Source organism: Bacillus sp. AM 13(2015) (genome assembly GCF_001518755.1).
In the GTDB taxonomy this organism is placed as follows: Bacteria; Bacillota; Bacilli; order Bacillales; family Bacillaceae; genus Bacillus; species Bacillus safensis.
Map to the genome: position 1 here is coordinate 15,138 of NZ_LKCP01000022.1, position 20,414 is coordinate 35,551.

16 protein-coding genes, 1 pseudogene and 1 riboswitch are annotated in these 20,414 nt (G+C 42.9%); of the genes and pseudogenes, 1 reads left to right on the forward strand and 16 read right to left on the reverse strand.

What is annotated here, in order from left to right; translation table 11 throughout:
• Positions 1-19 precede the first annotated feature (19 nt).
• The 15 genes and pseudogenes from AOQ70_RS02400 to zapA all read right to left on the reverse strand — a co-directional run bounded on the left by AOQ70_RS02400 (position 20) and on the right by zapA (position 16,899).
• Positions 20-1,255, reverse strand: a complete 1,236-nt coding sequence (locus tag AOQ70_RS02400; protein ID WP_059374744.1) for an aspartate kinase — start codon at positions 1,253-1,255, stop codon at positions 20-22.
• Positions 1,256-1,388: 133 nt separating this feature from the next.
• A riboswitch (Lysine riboswitch) is annotated at positions 1,389-1,567 on the reverse strand.
• 61 nt (positions 1,568-1,628) lie between these two features.
• A complete protein-coding gene (uvrC, locus tag AOQ70_RS02405; protein WP_024423216.1) occupies positions 1,629-3,401 on the reverse strand; it encodes an excinuclease ABC subunit UvrC in 1,773 nt (590 codons plus the stop codon).
• A gap of 139 nt (positions 3,402-3,540) precedes the next feature.
• Positions 3,541-3,855 (reverse strand): thioredoxin, encoded by a 315-nt coding sequence (gene trxA, locus AOQ70_RS02410; RefSeq protein WP_007501629.1) that lies wholly within the window; start codon positions 3,853-3,855, stop codon positions 3,541-3,543.
• Positions 3,856-4,101: 246 nt separating this feature from the next.
• Entirely contained in the window at positions 4,102-5,580 is a 1,479-nt protein-coding gene (locus tag AOQ70_RS02415) for an alpha-N-arabinofuranosidase (protein WP_059374746.1), read from the reverse strand.
• Between the two features lie 75 nt (positions 5,581-5,655).
• Positions 5,656-6,633 carry an electron transfer flavoprotein subunit alpha/FixB family protein gene (locus tag AOQ70_RS02420; protein WP_059374748.1) on the reverse strand — a complete coding sequence of 326 codons (978 nt, stop codon included), beginning with the start codon at positions 6,631-6,633 and terminating at the stop codon, positions 5,656-5,658.
• A gap of 43 nt (positions 6,634-6,676) precedes the next feature.
• Positions 6,677-7,450, reverse strand: coding sequence for an electron transfer flavoprotein subunit beta/FixA family protein (locus AOQ70_RS02425; protein ID WP_059374750.1), 774 nt, complete (start codon positions 7,448-7,450; stop codon positions 6,677-6,679).
• Positions 7,451-7,481: 31 nt separating this feature from the next.
• Positions 7,482-8,261 (reverse strand): enoyl-CoA hydratase, encoded by a 780-nt coding sequence (locus tag AOQ70_RS02430; protein WP_024423220.1) that lies wholly within the window; start codon positions 8,259-8,261, stop codon positions 7,482-7,484.
• A gap of 26 nt (positions 8,262-8,287) precedes the next feature.
• Complete coding sequence (locus AOQ70_RS02435) at positions 8,288-8,872, reverse strand: TetR/AcrR family transcriptional regulator (RefSeq protein WP_039180499.1); 585 nt, start codon at positions 8,870-8,872, stop codon at positions 8,288-8,290.
• A gap of 168 nt (positions 8,873-9,040) precedes the next feature.
• Positions 9,041-10,759, reverse strand: coding sequence for an AMP-binding protein (locus AOQ70_RS02440; RefSeq protein ID WP_059374752.1), 1,719 nt, complete (start codon positions 10,757-10,759; stop codon positions 9,041-9,043).
• A 99-nt stretch (positions 10,760-10,858) separates the two neighbouring features.
• Positions 10,859-11,314, reverse strand: coding sequence for an immunity 63 family protein (locus tag AOQ70_RS02445; RefSeq protein ID WP_059374754.1), 456 nt, complete (start codon positions 11,312-11,314; stop codon positions 10,859-10,861).
• Positions 11,315-11,476: 162 nt separating this feature from the next.
• Complete coding sequence (locus AOQ70_RS02450; RefSeq protein ID WP_008345990.1) at positions 11,477-11,881, reverse strand: DUF350 domain-containing protein; 405 nt, start codon at positions 11,879-11,881, stop codon at positions 11,477-11,479.
• A gap of 14 nt (positions 11,882-11,895) precedes the next feature.
• Positions 11,896-14,252: pseudogene (locus tag AOQ70_RS02455) on the reverse strand (endonuclease MutS2).
• Between the two features lie 21 nt (positions 14,253-14,273).
• Entirely contained in the window at positions 14,274-15,986 is a 1,713-nt protein-coding gene (gene polX / locus AOQ70_RS02460; protein WP_059374756.1) for a DNA polymerase/3'-5' exonuclease PolX, read from the reverse strand.
• Between the two features lie 114 nt (positions 15,987-16,100).
• A complete protein-coding gene (locus AOQ70_RS02465) occupies positions 16,101-16,634 on the reverse strand; it encodes a CvpA family protein (protein WP_024423226.1) in 534 nt (177 codons plus the stop codon).
• A 7-nt stretch (positions 16,635-16,641) separates the two neighbouring features.
• Positions 16,642-16,899 (reverse strand): cell division protein ZapA, encoded by a 258-nt coding sequence (gene zapA / locus AOQ70_RS02470; protein WP_012010831.1) that lies wholly within the window; start codon positions 16,897-16,899, stop codon positions 16,642-16,644.
• Positions 16,900-17,033: 134 nt separating this feature from the next.
• Here zapA and rnhC point away from each other — a divergent pair, with 134 nt between their 5' ends.
• Entirely contained in the window at positions 17,034-17,957 is a 924-nt protein-coding gene (rnhC, locus tag AOQ70_RS02475) for a ribonuclease HIII (protein WP_082700803.1), read from the forward strand.
• A gap of 36 nt (positions 17,958-17,993) precedes the next feature.
• Here rnhC and pheT read toward each other — a convergent pair whose 3' ends face one another.
• Entirely contained in the window at positions 17,994-20,408 is a 2,415-nt protein-coding gene (gene pheT, locus AOQ70_RS02480; RefSeq protein WP_059374758.1) for a phenylalanine--tRNA ligase subunit beta, read from the reverse strand.
• Positions 20,409-20,414: the final 6 nt, after the last annotated feature.

The following is a 20,414-nucleotide window of genomic DNA, read 5'->3' on the forward strand; positions in this document are numbered from 1 at the left end:
GGTACACCTCTTTTGTTGTTTAAGAATGAGCAGCTGCGCTCACCTTTGATAAATCAAACGCATCATGCAGCGCTTCAACTGCTTTGACCATATCATCACGGCCGACCACTGTTGAGACTTTGATTTCAGACGTACTGACCATTTTCACTTGAATATCTTTTTGCGCTAACACAGCGAACATTTCAGCGGCTACGCCTGGGTTAGAGACCATTCCAGATCCCACGATGGATACTTTCGCTAATTTGCTTTCTGTCTCAATCTGCTCGTAGCCAAGCGCCCCTTTATATTCTTCTAATACTTCAACTGTTTTGGACAAATCATCCGTTTTCACAGAGAAAGAGATCGACGTCTGGTTGGTGCTTGTGACAGACTGAATGATGATATCAACATTGATATTCTGTTTCGCAAGCGTCGTAAAAATGGTCGATAATGTTGTGAGACCGCTTGAAAGCCCGCACACTGTCACACGTGTAATCTGATCTTCAAACGCAATGCCTCTGACGACTAAATTTTGTTCCATGGATGATTCCTCCTCAATTAACGTACCCGATTCATTTTCAATACTAGAACGGACTTCTAGCGGGACTTGATAATTTTTCGCAAATTCAACAGCTCTTGGATGCAGGACCCCAGCTCCTAAATTAGCCAGCTCAAGCATCTCATCGTATGAAATACCTGCAAGTTTCCGCGCAGATGGTACATAACGCGGATCTGTCGTAAACACTCCTGGTACATCTGTGTAAATATCACATTTATCAGCTTTTAGTGCGGCAGCCAGTGCCACAGCAGTCGTATCTGATCCTCCGCGTCCAAGTGTTGTGATATGTAAGTCATCTGCAATTCCTTGGAAGCCTGCCACAACTACGACTTTCCCCGCACTTAATTCCTCTTTTATTCTTGCTTCATCAATGTCCACGATTCTTGCATTTCCGTGTACATGCTCTGTTTTCATACCAGCCTGCCAGCCTGTGAAGGAAATGGCATCATAGCCTCTTGCTTGGAGCGCCATCGCTAATAATGAAATGGTCACCTGTTCACCAGTTGCGAGCAGCATATCCATTTCTCTTTTGCTTGGATCGTCTGTAAGTTCTTTCGCTAGGTCTACTAGAACATCTGTTGATTTACCCATCGCTGATACAACCACAACCACATCATGTCCTGCCTCGCGTTCAGCGATCACTCTCTTTGCGGCATTGCGAATTTTTTCTGTTGACCCAACGGAAGTTCCGCCAAATTTTTGTACAATTAATCCCATGTCTACCACCCTTTTTCAAAAGTTCACGTGTGAGAGAAGAGGCTGCTTTGGAGACTGTCCGCTCACTGCAAATAAAAAAGCAATGAGAGAACAAATCTCCCATTGCTTTAAAATCATCATTAAACGATGCAAACAATGAGATAGCCCTCCAAGAAAATGAATTCTTGACAGCCCTACATTTCTTCAATGTACAGCCAGCGAATAAAATGAGTGGATTTTATTCACTTCGGCGACGCTCCCCTTTCAGCCCTCTTCTTAGATCCCATCGATCTCCGAAGGCTTACTCTTGAAGTTCGCACCTCTATCTTCAACAAACAACACGTTCATTTATTAAATTAGTCACATCTTAACAGACTTTTGGAAAAAGTACAATCTATTTTTTTAATGCTTCCATTAAAAGTTCAGCCGTCTGTTTTGGAATGCCCGCCTCCTGAAAGTCTTGGATAGAGGCTTCTTTCATCTTTTTCACAGAGCCAAAATGTTTGAGGAGCTGCTTTTTACGCTTCTCTCCGATACCTGGTACATCGTCTAAAATAGACTGGAATGCATTTTTTCCGCGCAGCTGCCGGTGAAAGCTAATGGCAAACCGGTGCACTTCATCTTGAATGCGCTGCAATAAGTAAAAGGCCTGGCTATTTCGCTCCAGCGCAACAATTTCAAGTGTATCTCCCATCATGAGATTTGAAGTCCGGTGTTTTTCATCTTTTACAAGACCTGCGACTGGGACAGACAAATTCAATTCATTTTCAAGCACATCGATGGCTGCGTTGATCTGTCCTTTTCCTCCGTCAATTAAAATTAAATCTGGCAGCGGCAGTTCATCCTTTAACACGCGGGTATATCGTCTTCTAATGACTTCACGCATGGATGCATAATCATCTGGTCCTGAGACGGTTTTAATTTTGTATTTTCGGTATTCCTTTTTATATGGCTTCCCGTCCTGAAAGACAACCATGGCAGAAACCGGGTCTGCTCCTTGAATATTGGAGTTATCAAACGCCTCAATTCTGTACGGCATATAAATATTAAGCGCATCCCCAAGCTGCTTCACCGCACCAATTGTCCGCTCTTCATCACGCTCAATGAGCGAAAACTTTTCTTTTAAGGCGATTTTGGCATTTTGATGGGCAAGTAAAAGTAAATCCTTTTTCTTTCCTTTTTTCGGCTGGTGAACGTTTGTCTCAAGTAATTGCTCAATCATCTCTTGATCGACACTGTCCGGCACCAAAATTTCCTTCGGCAGAAAATGGTTGTTCTTTTCATAAAATTGCCCCATAAACGTGAGGAACTCCTCTTCAGGGTCCTGATACATAGGAAACAGGCTGACATCACGTTCAATCAATTTCCCCTGTCTGATGAAGAAAACTTGGACACACATCCAGCCTTTATCATAGGCATAGGCGAAGACATCTCGATCTGATAAATCACTCATCGTCATTTTCTGTTTTTCCATCGTTGAGTCGATATAAGCGATTTGGTCTCTCAGTTCTTTTGCCCGTTCAAACTCTAAATTTTCAGCAGCTTCCTGCATCTTTTCGGTCAGTTCTTTTTTGATTTGCTGATGTCCTCCGTTTAGAAACCTTGTGATTTCGTCCACGAGCTGCTTATTCGTTTCCTCGGAAATGTCATACACACATGGTGCAAGACATTGCCCAAGATGATAATAAAGGCAGACACGGTCAGGAAGAGTGGCGCATTTTCTCAGGGGATATAAGCGGTCGAGCAGCTTTTTCGTTTCTCGTGCTGCTTGTACGTTTGGGTATGGACCGAAATATTTCCCTTTGTCCTTTTTTACATTGCGGGTGACGATCAGCTTAGGGTGGCGTTCATTCGTAATTTTTATAAATGGATACGTCTTGTCATCCTTAAGCATGACATTGTATTTTGGGTCATATTTTTTGATTAAATTCAGCTCTAAAATGAGCGCTTCGATATTAGAAGAGGTGACAATGTATTCAAAGTCTTCAATTTCACTGACAAGCCGCTGCGTTTTGGCGTCATGTGATCCAGTGAAATAAGAGCGCACCCTGTTTTTTAACACCTTTGCCTTTCCCACGTAAATGATCGTATTTTGTCTATCTTTCATTAAGTAACAGCCTGGTTGATCCGGCAGGACTGACAGTTTTTCTTTGATTAGTTTGTTCATATTTTCATCCGTCCTTGTTTTCCTCTTTCACTCCTTCTAGTGTATCACGAACATTTGTTTTATACCATGTTGAAAGAAAAGCGGCTCTCGTCTTTACGAGAACCGCTTCAATGATCATGCCGCTTGGACATAGATCGGTTTATAGATGTTTGTTGACAAGTTCAGCAAGTGCTTCTTTTGGTTTGAAACCAACAGAAGTTTCTACAACTTCACCGTCTTTTAAAACAAGAAGTGTTGGGATACTCATAACGCCGTATTTACCAGCAGTTTCTTGGTTATCGTCTACATCAATTTTTACAATTTTCATTTTGTCGCCCATTTCTTGATCAAGTTCTTCAAGAACTGGAGCAATCATTTTACAAGGTCCACACCATGGTGCCCAAAAGTCTGCAAGAACAACACCTTCTGCAGTTTCTTGTGAAAATGTTGCGTCAGTAGCTTTTACGATTGCCATTATTCATTCCTCCAATGTAAATTATGCTTTTTAGTATAGCATCTACCAATGTGACTTGCGAATGAAATGCTTACGAATCATTTTTTAGGAAATGAATTAAAAAACAAACCGTATAATCGCACCAATAACAACAATCGCACCGATGATCATTAGAATGGTTCTAAGCATATGACATGACACCCTTTCCGCTTCATTTACAATGTATGATGCCCCAACATTCTTCTCACCAAACATCGAAATATGCAATCAAGTGAGGTCGACAGTTATCATGACCACTGACATTGGCGGCAGCTCTACCGTTAATTCCCCGGGATTTACAGTCATTTGCTGAAAGTCTTTTGGCTGAACAGAATGAGGATCATCAAATGTATTATGCGCATTCATGCGATCAGCCGTCAGCACACGTCCAGTGACTTTCGTTTGTGCATCAACCCCTTCAATGGCAAGGGATACCTCTTTTTGTTCATGCGGATTCAGGTGACAGTAGCTAATATGCATCTTACCTGATGAACGCGAGGCTGACACACTGACCTGAGGAATTTTTTCACCTTTTCGTTCATACGGCGGTGAAACGAACTCCACTTCAAGCGCTTCTTCCTCTTGATGCACTTGAAACATGTGAAACACATGATACGTAGGTGTCAGAAGCATCTTTTCGTCCTTTGTTAATACCATCGCTTGCAACACATTAACCGTCTGAGCAATATTTGCCATATGAATCCGCTCGCAATGGCGATGAAAAATATGAAAATGGAGGGCGGATACAAGGGCATCTCTTAGTGTGTTTTGCTGATATAAAAACCCAGGATTTGTCCCTGGCTCTGGGTCATACCATGTCCCCCATTCATCAATAATCATCCCAATTCGCTTGTCTGGGTCATAACGATCCATGATTTCTCCATGGTCCTCGACAAGCCGTTCCATCTCATAGGCTTTTTTCAGTGTGATAAACCATTCATCCTCGTCGAATTCAGTCGCTGACCCTTTTTTCTCCCATGTACCAGGTACAGTGTAATAATGTAAACTGAGCCCATCCATCCACGGTGCAGCCCGCTCCATCAATACTTTCGTCCAATTCACGTCATTAGAGTTCGCGCCGCAGGCGATTTTATAAATACGCTGCCCGGCAAATTCTCTTACGTACGTTTGATAGCGTTTATATAAATCTGCATAGTATTCAGGCGTCATATTCCCGCCGCAGCCCCAGCTTTCATTGCCTACACCAACATAGGTCAGCTGCCAAGGTTCTTGTTTTCCATTTTGAATGCGCCAGTCGGACATAGGTGTCCCTTTTGGAAATGTCATGTATTCGACCCAATCGGCTAATTCTTGAACAGACCCGCTTCCCACATTGCCGCAAATGTATGGCTCACATTCAAGCAGCTCACACAATGCCATAAATTCATGTGTACCAAATGCATTGGATTCAACCGTCCCACCCCAATGGGTATTTACCATTGGCTTTCGTTCACTGAGATCACCTACACCATTTGCCCAGTGATACTCGTCTGCGAAACAGCCCCCCGGCCACCTCAGCACCGGAATATGTAATGCTTGAAGCGCCTTCAGCACATCAGTACGAATCCCGTCAATATGGTCAATCTCTGAGTCTTTTCCTACCCAAATCCCGTCATAAATCCCTCTTCCTAAATGCTCCTGAAAGTGCCCATAAATGTGTTTAGAAATGCGTCCGATCACGTCATTGACTTTTACTGTCCCCTTCACTTGTCAACCGCTCCTTTTTTTCTTGATTACATACAAAAAAACCCAGAATACCTAGGCATTCTGAGTGTATGAGCGTTACGAGTGGATATTCATCTTTTTTAACTCTTCATTCAAAAGCGGTACCACTTCAAACAAGTCACCGACGATTCCGTAATCGGCGATTTTGAAGATTTCTGCTTCTGGGTCTTTGTTGATCGCCACAATGACTTTACTGTTAGACATTCCCGCTAAATGCTGAATCGCTCCTGATATCCCGCATGCAATATAAAGGTCAGGTGTGACGACTTTTCCCGTTTGACCAATTTGCAGGGCATAATCACAATAGTCAGCGTCACAAGCTCCGCGCGAGGCTCCGACTGCTGCCCCGAGCGTCTCAGCGAGTTCATTCAGCGGTTCAAAGCCTTCCTTGCTCTTAACCCCGCGTCCTCCAGCAACAATGATCTTTGCTTCCGATAAATCTACACCTTCTGACGTTTTTTTAATGACTTCCTTCACGATCGTCCGAAGGTTCTGAATATCGACAGAAACCGGTGTGACTTCTCCGCCTCGTGACGCATCCCGCTCAAATGGCGCCACGTTGTTTGGCCGGATGGTCGCTAGAAGCAGGCGGTCTGTGGAAATGACTTTTTCGAAGGCTTTTCCAGAGTAAATCGGTCTGGTGAAAACAAGATGTTCGCCGGTAACGCTTACATCGATCGCATCTGAAATCAAGCCAGTCTGGAGACGTGCGGCTATTTTCGGCGACAAGTCTTTTCCGATAGACGTATGGCCAAAAAGCACAGCATCTGGATCGACCTGATCTAATATGGCTTGAAGCGCCTGCGCAAAACCATCTGACGTATAATATGAAAGGTGCGGATGCTCCACAATCATGACATGATCTGCTCCATAGTAAAGCAGTTCATCGGCTAGGCCTTTGACGTCATCCCCTATTAACACGCCAATGACCTCACCACCATCTGCCACTTTGTGAGCGGCAGCAATGGCTTCAAATGTCACATTTCTTAATTTACCGTCACGACTTTCTCCAAGTACAACAACTTTTTTACTCATCTTCAAGCTCCCCCTTGTTCTCGTGATATCGTAAAGTGGATGTTTAGATGACTTTTGCTTCATTTCTGAGTAGATCTGTCAGTTCTTTGACTTGATCCTGAAGCTCGCCGCTCAGCACCTTGCCACCCTCTTTTTTCTCCGGTAAGAAACGTTCAATTGTTTTGATTTTATATGGTACATCGTCTTCGTCCAGATCTAAATCATCAAGTTCCAATTCTTCTAAAGGCTTTTTCTTTGCCTTCATAATGCCTGGTAATGATGGATAGCGAGGCTCATTGAGTCCTTGCTGAGCTGTGACGACTAGCGGGAGTTCGGTAGAAATGACTTCCACATCACCCTCTGCATCTCGTTCAATCGATGCAGAGCCGCCGTCAATTTGAATACTTGTTATCGTTGTCACATATGAAAAGCCGAGTAATTCAGCAAGACGCGGAGCTACCTGTCCAGAGCCGCCGTCAATTGCTACATTCCCTGCTAAGATCAAGGAAGCTTCTTTGTCTTTTAAATAGTGATAAAGAATGGTAGAAGCTGAATATTGGTCCCACTCTTCTAGATCATCTTCCATGTTTAATAAGACGGCCCTGTCACAGCCCATTGCAAGCGCTGTTCTCAGCTGTTTCTCCGCATCTTCACCGCCAACTGTCACAACGGTCACTTCTCCCCCGTGCTCATCACGAAGCTGAATGGCTTCTTCAATGGCATACTCGTCATAAGGATTAATAATGAACTCTGCTCCATCTTCTTGAATTGCACCAGACTGAATAGAAATTTTCTCTTCCGTGTCAAACGTACGCTTCATCAAAACAAATATATTCATTTATTTCTCCCCCTTGTGTCGTACTTATCCCTTATTCCCCTTTAAAGTTCGGTTTGCGCTTTTCGATAAAGGCCTGGATGCCTTCTTTGGCGTCATTTGATTGGAAAACCTCACCAAACTTTTTGGCTTCCAGCTTCATTCCGCCGTCATATGAATACAGTTTTGTTGCGTTCAATAAATCAAGCACATATTCAAGTGATTTTGGGCTTTTCGCTGCAAATTTCCCCGCAAGTGTTTTGGCCGCTGTGAGCGCTTCTTCCTCTGTTTCTGCCAGCTTTGTAACAAGTCCGCAGGCAAATGCTTCTTCACCTGTAATCGGTTCAGCTGTTCCCATCATTTCAAGCGCTTTAGCAGAACCAACGTAGCGCGGGAGGCGCTGCGTGCCGCCGAATCCTGGAATAATGCCGAGGTTTAGTTCTGGAAGTCCAAGCTTCGCATCTTTTGTTGCGATTCGGATATCACAAGACATGGCAAGCTCAAGGCCTCCGCCTAATGCTGCTCCGTGAATCGAGGCAATGACTGGTTTTGGACATTGTTCAATCCGTTCAAAAACTTGCTGTCCTCTATCTGCGAGGCTTGCATAATCAGACTCTTCCTGTAAAGTGGTAAATTCTTTAATATCAGCACCTGCTGAGAAGAATCTGCCTTCTCCGTGAATCACAATCGCTCTTACTTCTTCATTCTGTTCCAGCTCATCGAACATGTCATTAAGCTCAGTGAGCAGCTGAGAGGATAAGGCATTTGCAGGTGGGTTCTGAATCGTGATGAGCGCTGTCTGTCCTTCATGATGTAAGCTGAGTATCTTTTCCATGTCAATCATCCTTTTTCACATTGTTTTTAGGATTGATGTATTCCGCTTAACAGCAGATCATGTACATTTTCTGCGAGTGCAGGCAGATCATACTTTTGATCATTCATGACCCATGTTGTTGCGGTTTCATCAATCGTCCCAAATACCATTTGTCTCGCTAAGCGGACATCTAAATTTTGTCTGAATTCTCCTGTTTTCTTTCCTTCTGTTAAAATTGACTCGAGCATATTTAAATACCCTTTTAGCACTTCATTGATTTTTTGCCGCAGCTCAAGGTTTGACTGCCTGAGTTCAAGCTGTGTCACAAGAGCCAAATGATGATTTTGCGCCAGCATGCGAAAATGCTCCTCAATCAACAGTAGAAGCTTTTCTTTGGCAGACGGCTTCTTTTGAATATCTGTTTCCATCCGTTCGATGAATTGTCCCATTTTTTCTTTGAACAATGAGATGAGAATATCCTCTTTGTTTTTGAAATAAAGATAAATGGTTCCGTCTGCGACCCCTGCTTGTTTCGCAATCTTTGAAACTTGTGATTGATGATAGCCATTCTCTGCAATCACCACAACTGCTGCATCAATAATTTGCATGTACTTCGGTCTTTTCTGCTTCAATGTGCTTCGTCCCTTTCTAAATTGAATGAGCATTCATTCATAACTTTATGTTAAAAAGAAACGGGTGATTTGTCAAGAGATCTTCTTCTTTCTTTTCAACCTTTATCATACCAGAGCAGGCTGTTATCATTCAAATCATCCGGCCGCTCGACCGGATGATAAAGGTCGTTATTTCTTTAATTGATCAACAGCTGTTTCAGATGATGAAGCGTGCTTTCTTTTTTCTTCTTCAATTAAAACTCTGCGCAAAATTTTTCCGACAGCCGTTTTAGGCAGTGACTCTTTAAATTCATACACGCGCGGTACTTTAAATGAAGCAATTCTCGTTCTCACAAAGCGATCGAGTTCATCCTCTGTTAAATAAGCATCCTTTTTCGGCACAACAAATGCTTTTACTGTTTCTCCTCTATAAGGGTCTGGTATACCTGCGACAACAACTTCTTGTACAAGCTCATGCTCATAAAGGGCTTCTTCGACCTCTCTTGGGTAAATATTATAACCGCTCGCAATAATGACATCCTTTTTCCGGTCAACGATATAGAAAAAACCGTCTTCATCCATATACCCAATATCTCCGGTAAAAAGCCATCCATCCCTTAATACAGCTGCTGTCTCCTCTGGCTGATTCCAATATCCTTTCATAACCTGCGGTCCTTTGACGATAATTTCTCCGTGCTCATATGGCTCTTTGAGGCCACCCGTTTCCTCGCAATAAATACCTGCGTCTGTTCCAGGCCACGGACAGCCAATGCTGCCTGTTTTATTCGCTCCCCATAAAAAGTTAGAATGGGTCACTGGTGAGGTTTCGGAAAGACCATACCCCTCCACTAAACGTCCTCCTGTTAATTTCTCAAAGTTCTGTTTGACTTCAACAGGAAGAGCCGCCGAGCCGCTTAAACATGCAGTAATGGACGACAGGTCATACTTTTCAATATTGGGATGATGCAGCAAGGCGATATACATGGTTGGTGCACCTGGAAAGAGTGTCGGTTTCTGTTTTTCAATCGTTTTGAGGGTATCAACTGCGTCAAATCGAGGAAGGAGAATCATTGAATGTCCTTCTTTGACAGCAAGATTTAATACAGTCGTCATTCCGTATACATGAAAAAACGGAATAATGCCGAGGATTCGTTCTTTTCCTCTTGTCGTTTTATACATCCAAGAAGCGCACATTTCAGTATTCGCTAAAATATTTTCATGCGTCAGCATGACCCCTTTTGGTAAACCGGTCGTTCCACCTGTATATTGCAAAACAGCGACATCCTCTTTCGGTTCAAAGGCAAGCTGCGGGATTTGTTCTCCTGATGATTCTTTCATGATTTGTGAGAAGTGATGAATGGTATCACTTTTCTCGACTTGGATGACCATTTTATTTTTTCTTTTTTGGACGATAGGAAACAGAATGTTTTTTGGAAATGGTAAATAATCCTGTAGTTTGGTGATGATCAAGTGTTCCATACTTGTCAGCGCTTTCATTTTATAGGCCTTTGGATACAATAAATCCAATGTAATCAGCACTTTGGAGCCGCTGTCCTCCATTTGATATGCCAATTCTTTCTCCGTATAAAGCGGGTTCGTTTGAACAACGATGCCGCCTGCAATTAAAACAGCATAATAAGAAATGACCGATTGAGGACAGTTTGGCAGCATAATCGCTACTCTGTCGCCTTTTTTCACGCCAATTTCCATCAGGTGACCAGCTAGTTTCAATGCGTCTTCTTGGAGCTGCTCATAGGTGATGTTTTTTCCTAGAAAATGAATGGCTGTATGCTCAGGTGCAGCCTCTGCGGAGCTGAATAAGTAAGATTGTAACGTCTCATTTGGGATGGTGAGTTCGTGGGGAATTTGATTCGGGTAATGCAGAAGCCAACGTTTATCTGACTGCATAAAAACCCTCCTTCCTGAACTTTCGTACTATTTTATTATAGCAAACTTTTCCTTAAGGCAGTTTGCTTTTTTCAAATAGAGCTTGGTTCCATGACCTCTTTATTTCTTCGCTGGTGTTTCGATCGATGCTCTTTTTCCTTCATGATGCCACTGTTCATATAATCCACCGATTGCACGGAATGACTCATTTACTCTCTCCACGATCTGTTGATGGATACTCGGATCATTAGGTAAATGTGTCTGGATGTTGTCGACTTGATACTGCCTCATCATGTCGATGTAGACTGTGAGAAAAATCGTGTCTTCTAAAATCCAGTAAATGACTTCATCCGCCTCTTTTGTTCTTTTGTGCAGCATTTGGATTCCTCGTTCATATTGAATGAGAATATAGCCGCTCGGATCAATTTGAACATAAGGGCTCAAATCATCAAAAAATCCAGTCGTTTGAAATGGACGTGCAATATACGGTTCATATATGTCTCTTGGCAGGGATGTTCTTTGGAGACATGTATCAATACACTTTATGATTTCGTCTTTTTGCAGAATTTGCTTCATATGATTCGCCGCCTTCGGGTGAGATAAAAGCTGCCAAGGGACCCCTGACAGCTTTCTCACTTTGTCTTTTTCATTTCACAGGAACATGTAAACGGCACCAATGACCGCAAAAGTGCAGGCAACTACGATTAAAACTTTTGCTAGCTTTTCCATGTCGTCTCCTTAAATGCCGGCTGCTACTACGTAAGACAGCCCAACTGAAATAATGAGTGAAATAAACCCGACCGCTCTATTATCATTCTCAATCTCTTTGTCTACTTTAAATCGTGGTGTTAAAAATTCAAAAATGAAATAGCTGACAAGCAGCATCACAAAGCCGTATACGCCCCATCCAATCATTTGCAGAAGGGAATTGTGCTGTGCAATAGAATGCTGAAACACATTCGCAATCCCAAAGATCTTTCCGCCTGTTGCCATGGCAACAGCTAAGTTCCCACGCTGAATCTCTTCCCAGTTTTTATAGGAGGTGACGAGTTCAAAAATGGTTAGAAATAAGACAAGACATAGAACGGCCACGCTGTAATAGGCGGCAATTTCCACAAGTTCATTTTCCCAAAAGGCTTTCATGCGTTTTCTCCTTTTTACTTTAATTCGACGATGGTAACGCCTGATCCTCCCTCGCCTTGTTCCCCAAAACGAGCATTTTTCACACTTCGGTGCTGTTTCAGTAATTCCTGAACCCCTTTTCTAAGGGCGCCAGTTCCTTTTCCGTGAATGATCGACACACGGGGATAACCGGCTAAGACAGCATCATCTAAATATTTCTCGACTCTGCTTAAGGCATTTTCATAACGCTCTCCTCTTAAATCAAGCTCAAGCGATACATGATAATCTTTTCCTTTGACTGCCGTAATGGCTTTCTCCTGCTTAAATTCAGGTGCCGATTTGATAAATTCCATGTCTTTTTCTTTTACTTTCATTTTCAGAATGCCCATTTGGACACTCCATTCTTTGTCACCTGTTTGTTCAAGCAGTGTTCCTTTTTGCCCGAGGTGAGCACCTTCACTTCGTCGCCTGATTTTAGCTGTCTTGCTGCTTTTTTCGCCGGCTCTGGCTTTTTCTTCCGGTCAAACTCAGGCACTGCTTCTTCAAGACGCTTTCTCGCATCGATGAGTTCATGCTCTTTGAATGAGCGATGCTCATTTTTTATCGAACGAAGCTCTTGAATGATGTCTTCTGCTTCTTTTGAGGCTTGTTCAATTTTTTCTGCCGCTTTTTGTTCAGCTTCTTCAAGCAGTTTGTCCTTTTGCTCATTCCATTCAAGAATTTGTCTCTGCAATTCTTTATGAAGCTTTTCTGCTTCTTTTCTATAGACTTCTGTCTCATGCAGCTCTTCTTCCGCTTGTTTCTTGCTGTCTTCTAATGAAGCAATCATTTGGTCTACTTCATTATGCTCGGCATGCATATCCGCTTTTGCCCGGTCAATGAGGTGATCTGGCAAACCAAGACGTTTAGAAATTTCAAATGCATTACTTCGTCCGGGCACACCGATGAGCAAGCGGTACGTTGGTGATAAGGTTTCAATGTCGAACTCCACGCTCGCATTTGTGACACCTTCTCGGTTATATCCGTAAGCCTTCAGCTCAGGATAGTGAGTCGTTGCGATGACACGTGCATTTGTTTGATGCACCTCATCTAAGATACTCATGGCCAGCGCGGCACCTTCAGCAGGGTCTGTTCCTGCCCCTAATTCATCAAATAATACGAGTGAGTTAGATGTCAAATTCTTTAAGATATCCACAATATTGACCATATGAGATGAGAACGTACTCAAGCTTTGCTCAATGGACTGTTCATCTCCAATATCAGCAAAGACTTGGTCGAATACAGCTACTTCCGAGCCTTCTTCAACTGGAATATGAAGGCCTGCTTGCGTCATAAGCGTCAAAAGACCAAGCGTTTTTAAAGTAACGGTCTTACCCCCTGTATTTGGACCAGTAATGACGATGGTTGAAAAATCTTTGCCGAGCTCAATGTCGTTTGCCACAACCTGATCACGAGGCAATAGAGGATGTCTTGCCCGTTTTAAATAAATCTCCCCTTGATCGTTCACAGCAGGCTTTGTGGCTTTTTCTGCCTTTGCATACTTGGCTTTAGCAAAAATAAAATCTAGCGTTTGAAGCTCCTTTACATTGTGAAGTAGTTCTTCAATGTGTTCTGACACGCTCGCTGTCAACATTTGCAGGATCTTTTCGACCTCTTGTTTTTCTTTTAAACGGGTTTGCTGCAAAGTGTTATTTAAATCCACGACCACTTGCGGCTCGATAAAAAGGGTTGCCCCAGATGATGACTGATCGTGAACAATTCCGCCGTAATTCGAGCGGTACTCCTGCTTTACTGGAATCACAAACCGGTCATTACGAATAGTAACAATCGTGTCTGACAGCATTTTTGAAGCAGATTGTGAACGAATCATGGATTCTAATTTATCTCGAACTTTTGATTCAAGTGAGCGTAATTGAATCCGCAATGAACGAAGTGCCGAAGTGGCATGATCGAGAACTTCTCCATTATCTCCGATACAGCTTTCGATTTCTTTTCTGACTTCTGGCAGTAAAATCAGTGTCTCTGCATATGTATGAAGGCGCGGTATGTCTACACCATCTTCATACATAGACATGAGAAAATGTTTCATATTCTTCACAGCATATAATAGTCCTGCAATTTCCATGAGCTCAGATGGGCTTAATGTACTTCCGATTTCTGCCCGTTTGACCCCGCGTCTAATATCCGTTAGCCCGCCAAATGGCGCAGATCCCTTTAAACGGATGACATCCTGTGCTTCTGCTACCTCTTCCAGCAAATGCTGAATGGTTTCTATATCCGTCAGCGGCGTTAAATCCTGCGCTCTTTCTTTTCCTAATGAGGATGCGGTATAGGACATGACTTTTTCTTTTACTTTATGAAATTCTAATGATGCTAACACTTTTTGTTGCAGCATGGTCCAGCCTCCTAACGACTACCTGTCACGCGTTAAAAACTTTTTGATCTCGTTTAGAGAAAAAGTATTCACGACATTTGCTTTTGGTGTCCAGCCTTTTCTTGCAGCTGTTACACCAACTTCCATATGATCCAGCATGGCGATATTGTGTGCATCTGTATTGATCATGATGTTCACACCTGCTTCGTTTGCTTTCATTAAATGCTCTGTTTTCAAATCAAGTCTTGACGGGTTGCTGTTGAGCTCTAGTGCAGTTCCCGTTTTCTTCGCAAGCTCTATGAGCTGATCTATATTTAAGGCATAGCCGTCTCGTCTGCCGATCAAACGGCCTGTTGGATGTGCAATTAAATCTACATGCTGATTCCGCAGGGCATTTTCAAGGCGCTCCATGATGACTTCCTCCGGCTGAGAAAAGCTAGAATGGATAGACGCAATCACAAAATCCATGTCTGCTAAAAAGTCATCATCATAATCTAATGATCCATCCGGGAGAATATCCATTTCGACCCCTTTGAAAATGTGAAAATGCTCGAATTCTTGATTGAGCTTGTCAATTTCTTTTGCTTGCAGACGTAAACGTTCTTTTGTTAAACCGTTTGCTACTTTTAAATATTGCGAGTGATCTGTAATCGCCATGTATTCATAGCCTTTTGCGATACATGCCTCTGCCATTTCACGAATAGAAAATGCGCCATCACTCCAAGTCGAGTGCATATGAAGGTCGCCTTTAATATCTTTTAGCTCGACAAATTGCATACTTTCTTTATACGTATCAATCTCCGCTCCGGTTTCACGAATTTCTGGCGGAATGAGCGGAAGTTGAAAATGCGCATAAAAAGCGGCCTCGTCTTCGAACGTTTTTACTTCTCCAGTTTCAATTGTTTCCACACCATATTCACTAATACGCTCTCCGCGTTCCTTCGCCAGCTGACGCATTCGAATATTGTGGTCTTTTGAGCCAGTGAAATGATGCAGCGTTGTTGCAAATTGGTCTGTTGTCACAAGCCGGAAATCTACACTGATCTCAAAATCAAGGGCAAGAATGACAGATACCTTCGTATCACCGCTTGCGATGACGTCTTTGACATCTTGAAGTGCAACGAGCTGCTCTCTGACTTGTTCAGGATTGTCAGTCGCGATGATATAATCTAAATCTTTGACTGTTTCCCGTGCACGTCTTAAACTGCCAGCTCTTGAAAAACGAAGAATCCCCTTCATCTGTTCAAGCGCATGATCAATCCGCTCTGCCACATCTAATGCAAAGCCAATTGGCAGTCGTTCTGGCTGTTTTCCAGCCTCCTCAAGAGCGGCGAGTATCTTTTCTTCGGTTTTTTTACCGAAGCCTGCAAGCGCTTGTACTTTTTCCGCTTCGCATGCTTCTTTTAATGATTGTGCATCATGGACACCAAGCTCTTGGTAAAGCTTAGCAATCTTCTTCCCGCCAAGCCCTTGCAACTTTAAGAGCGGAACAAGTCCTTCAGGCACTTCCTTTTTTAATTGTTCGAGTGTTTCTGATTGTCCTTTTTCGATATACTCTGTGATCACAGCAAAGGTTCCTTTTCCAATGCCGGGTAATGCTAATAGATCATCTATTTGCGAAAGGCTGCGGTCGTCTTGTTCCAGTGCCGCCGCTGCTTTACGAAAGGCAGAAATTTTAAAAGGATTATCTCCTTTTAGCTCCATATATACTGCAATTGTTTCAAGAAGTTTGATAATATCTTTTTTATTCATCTCTCATCCTCCAGCCGCTTTGGCATCTTCCTATATAAATATACAAACTTTCCCTTCATCCTACAACTTTCTGTCATGGAATGAGAAAAAACTTCTCCAGGAAAGGAGAAGTTTTTAAACTCCATACGTCGACCATAGGTCTTTGACAAGACCGGACAGGTAAGGGGTGTTGTTTACGATCACATCTGCTAACATTGATTTGCTCATCATTGTCTGCAGTGCATCTACTGGAAGTAATGCAGCGACAAACAATAGAATAAACACAAATAAATAGGTTTCAAGAAATCCTAAAACACCGCCAAGCAGTTTGTTCACCTGTTTAATCACAGGTATACTTGCAATGGTTGTGAGCAATCCGCCAATGATGGCGAGCAGGATTTTGGTCAAGATAAACAGAATGATAAACGCAATGGTATTATAATAAGCTGTTTCTAGATTTCCACTAAAGAAAGCAAGCTGCGGTTGACCGCCGCTAAAATTAGGTGCTGGAATCCACGTAAGCTGTGGTGCAAGTGACTGATAAAACATGGAAGCCACTAAGATAGAAACAACAAAGCTGATCAATTTAATAAATTGAAGAATAAACCCGCGTTTTAGACCGACAAGCGTTCCCATAAGAAGCAAAAACAAAATGATGATATCGATCACGGTAATTTCATTCCTTTTCTTTTAGCTGAATCTCTAATTTTTCGTATTGCTCTTTTAATTTCAAGTAGTCGTGGACGACATTGACTGCTGTCAGTACAGCTAATTTGTTTATATCAAGGTATGGATTTTTTTCGTTTATTTCTCTCATTTTATCATCAACAATTGACGCAACATGTCGCATATGCATCTTCGTTTCTTGTCCGATGATCGTATAGGACTGTCCGTAAATCTCAACTGTTGTTTTCGTTTTACCGCCGTCAGACAACGTTTCTCCTCCATTCCACGAGAATCCTAGTCTCTATCATAACATGTTTAGACATTGAATGGAAAGACGAGCCCTTCCCTGTTATGGTACACTTTAGAAATCAATGATATCAAGGTAAAAAGGAGTTATCCACTGTGCCCCAATCCGTTTTAAAAGCAACATCAGAAGACCTCAAAAAGATGAAGAGCGCGTATGCGCACCATTTAACAGACACTTTGCCGCCAGGTGCCCTCTTTCAAGCAAAAGTCCCTGGCTGTACGATTACAGCCTATCGATCTGGGAAAGTGCTCTTTCAAGGACAAAAGGCAGAAGCTGAAGCCAGTCAGTTCAGCCACTTGCAAGCAGCTGATACGAAAAGTCAAAAAGCACCTGCTGTTACAAAATACAGTCCGCCGCCCGGCATCGCTTCCATGTCGGTCATCGGTTCAGACGAAGTAGGTACAGGTGATTATTTTGGACCGATCACAGTCTGTGCGGCCTATGTTGATGCCAGCCAGCTTGCTTTAATGAAAGAGCTTGGCGTAAAAGACTCAAAGGGATTAAAGGACCCTCAAATTATTAACATTGCCAAGGATCTCATCAAAACCATTCCGTTCAGCCTTCTCGTTCTCCGAAATGAAAAGTACAATACGATGCAGGAAAAGGGCATGAGTCAAGGAAAAATGAAGACACTGCTTCATAACCAAGTCATTACCTCTGTGCTAGAAAAACTGGGCGGACAGCAGCCTGAGGCTATTTTGATTGACCAGTTTGCAGAACCAGGCATTTATTTCAGGCATCTGGCTGGGAAAAAAATCATTCGGGAGCGGACGTATTTTAGCACAAAAGCAGAAGGCATCCATTTGTCAGTCGCTGCGGCTTCCATTATCGCAAGGTACGCCTTTTTAATTGAAATGGACAAGTTATCAAAGGCTGCAGGCTTTGACATCCCAAAAGGAGCCGGCCCTCATGTAGACAAGGCCGCCGCCAAGCTCATCAAGCTGCATGGTGAAGATGCTTTACGTCAATTTACAAAGCTGCATTTTGCCAACACACAAAAAGCGAAAAAAATGCTATAAAAAAAGCTAGGGCCCATGAGGCCTTAGCTTTTTTCTTTAACCGCGTAAGACGGCTTGATACGTATCTTCTAGTGCTTTCAATACTTTTGTATGAACAGCTGTGACTTCTTCCTCAGTCAACGTTTGTTCAGGGTTTAAATATTGAAGAGAGAATGCAACAGATTTTTTGCCTTCTTCCATATGTTCCCCTTCGTACACATCAAATACAGAGAGGTCTGTGAGTAGATGACCACCTGCTTCATAGATGACTCGCTCCAGCTGTCCGCTTGAGATATGCTGATCGACAACAAGTGCGATATCTCTTGTCACAGCAGGGAATCTCGGAATCGCTGTATATTTCATATCCTTCGTTTCAGATGTCATCACATCTGTTAAATCAAACTCGAACACATACGTTTCTTTTAAATCCAATTCTTTTTCAACAACTGGATGCAGTGCGGCAACAAAGCCAATGACTTTACCATTTAAGTGAACATCTGCTGTTCGACCTGGGTGAAGACCCTCACGCTCTGCTTGAACATATGTGATTTGGTCTGACACACCAAGCTTTTCGAACAATCCTTCAGCAATTCCTTTCGCTACATAAAAATCGACGGCTTTTTTCTCGCCCTGCCAAAGATTTTTATGCCATAAGCCTGTCAGCGCACCAGCGACATGTTCTTTTTCCACTGGTTTTGCTCCTTCAGCTTCTGCTAAGAAAACAGATCCCGTTTCATAAAATCCAAATGAATCGGCTTGTCTTGCCAAGTTATATGCTACAGAATCAAGTAAGTTTGGCAAAAGACTTTGTCTCAGCACACTGCGTTCCTCACTCATTGGCAGAGAAAGCCTCGTTTCATAAGCTGGATGCAGGGCAAAAGCTGTGGACTTATGCTGATTCGTCAATGAATACGTAATCGCTTGAGAAAGTCCTGCGCCCTCTAAGAAACGTCTTACCTTTCTGCGCTTCACTTGGTATGGCGTGAGACCGCCAACCGTGCCAGCTGTTGCAGGCAGTGTAGATGGAATATTATCGTAGCCGTATAATCTTGCAACTTCTTCAATGAGGTCTTCTTCAATCGTAATATCCATTCTGCGGGAAGGAACTGTTACGACAAGAACATCATTTGATTCGCCCACCGTGAAGCCTAGTTTGTTGAAAATCTGAACCATATCTTCTTTTGAAATGCTCATTCCAAGCACCTTGTTCACACGCTCAGTTGATACGTGGATGACATTCATACTTGCTTCAAGGTGATTTTCCTCAACTGTACCGCTTAGCACTTCGCCGCCTGCATACATGCTGATCAATTGAGCTGCTCTTTCTGCTGCCGACTTCGTACGCTGCGGATCGAGTCCTTTTTCAAATCGTGTGCTTGATTCACTGCGAAGTCCTAAGTCTCTAGATGCTTGACGGACTGTTTGACCGTTGAAATATGCCGCTTCTAAAAGAATCGTCGTCGTCTCATCACGCACCTCTGATTCAAAGCCGCCCATGACGCCTGCTACCGCGTGCGCTTTCGTTCCATTTGTAATGACAAGATGCTTTGATGACAATGTACGCTCTTGTTCATCGAGTGTTTGAATGATTTCGCTATCAGTTGCTTTACGAACGACCACCTGTTTTGAACCAAAGCGGTCATAATCAAAGGCATGAAGCGGCTGGCCGTATTCAAGCAGTACAAAATTTGTAATATCCACGACGTTGTTAATTGGACGAATGCCTGCATTCATCAATCTTGTTTGCATCCAAAGCGGTGCTGGTCCAACCTTTACATTTTTAATGATCTTTGCTGCATAAAGTGGATTCGCTTCTTGATCCTCAATTTTTACAGAAATATAGTCTGCTGCTTTTTCAGAAGAAGTGTCATGTGCTGTTTCAGGAAGATTGATGTCTCTTCCTAAAATGGCCGCAACCTCATAAGCGACACCTAGCATATTCAGGGCATCCGCACGGTTTGGTGTTAAGCCAAACTCAAGTACTGCATCATCTAATTGAAGTGCTTGAAGAGCATCATCCCCTGGTTTCACGTCATTCGGGAAGACAAAGATGCCTTCTGCATATTCTTTTGGTACGAGCTTGCTCTCTACGCCTAATTCTTGCAGAGAACAAATCATGCCAAGAGACTCTTCACCGCGCAGTTTTGCTTTTTTAATTTTAAAGTTGCCAGGAAGGACTGCACCAACTGTTGCGACGGCCACATGCTGTCCTTTCTCCACATTCGGAGCCCCGCAAATAATTTGCACCGGTGCGTCTTCGCCGATATCAACAAGACATTTGTTTAATTTATCTGCATTCGGATGCTGTTCACGTTCAATGACGTGTCCAACGACAACCCCTTTGATGCCTTCACCTTTATATTCAACGGCTTCCACTTCAATTCCGCTTCTTGTGATTTTTTCTGCTAATTCATCCGGCTTGATGCCTTCTAAATCGACATAGTCTTCTAACCATTTATATGAAACAAACATGTTGAT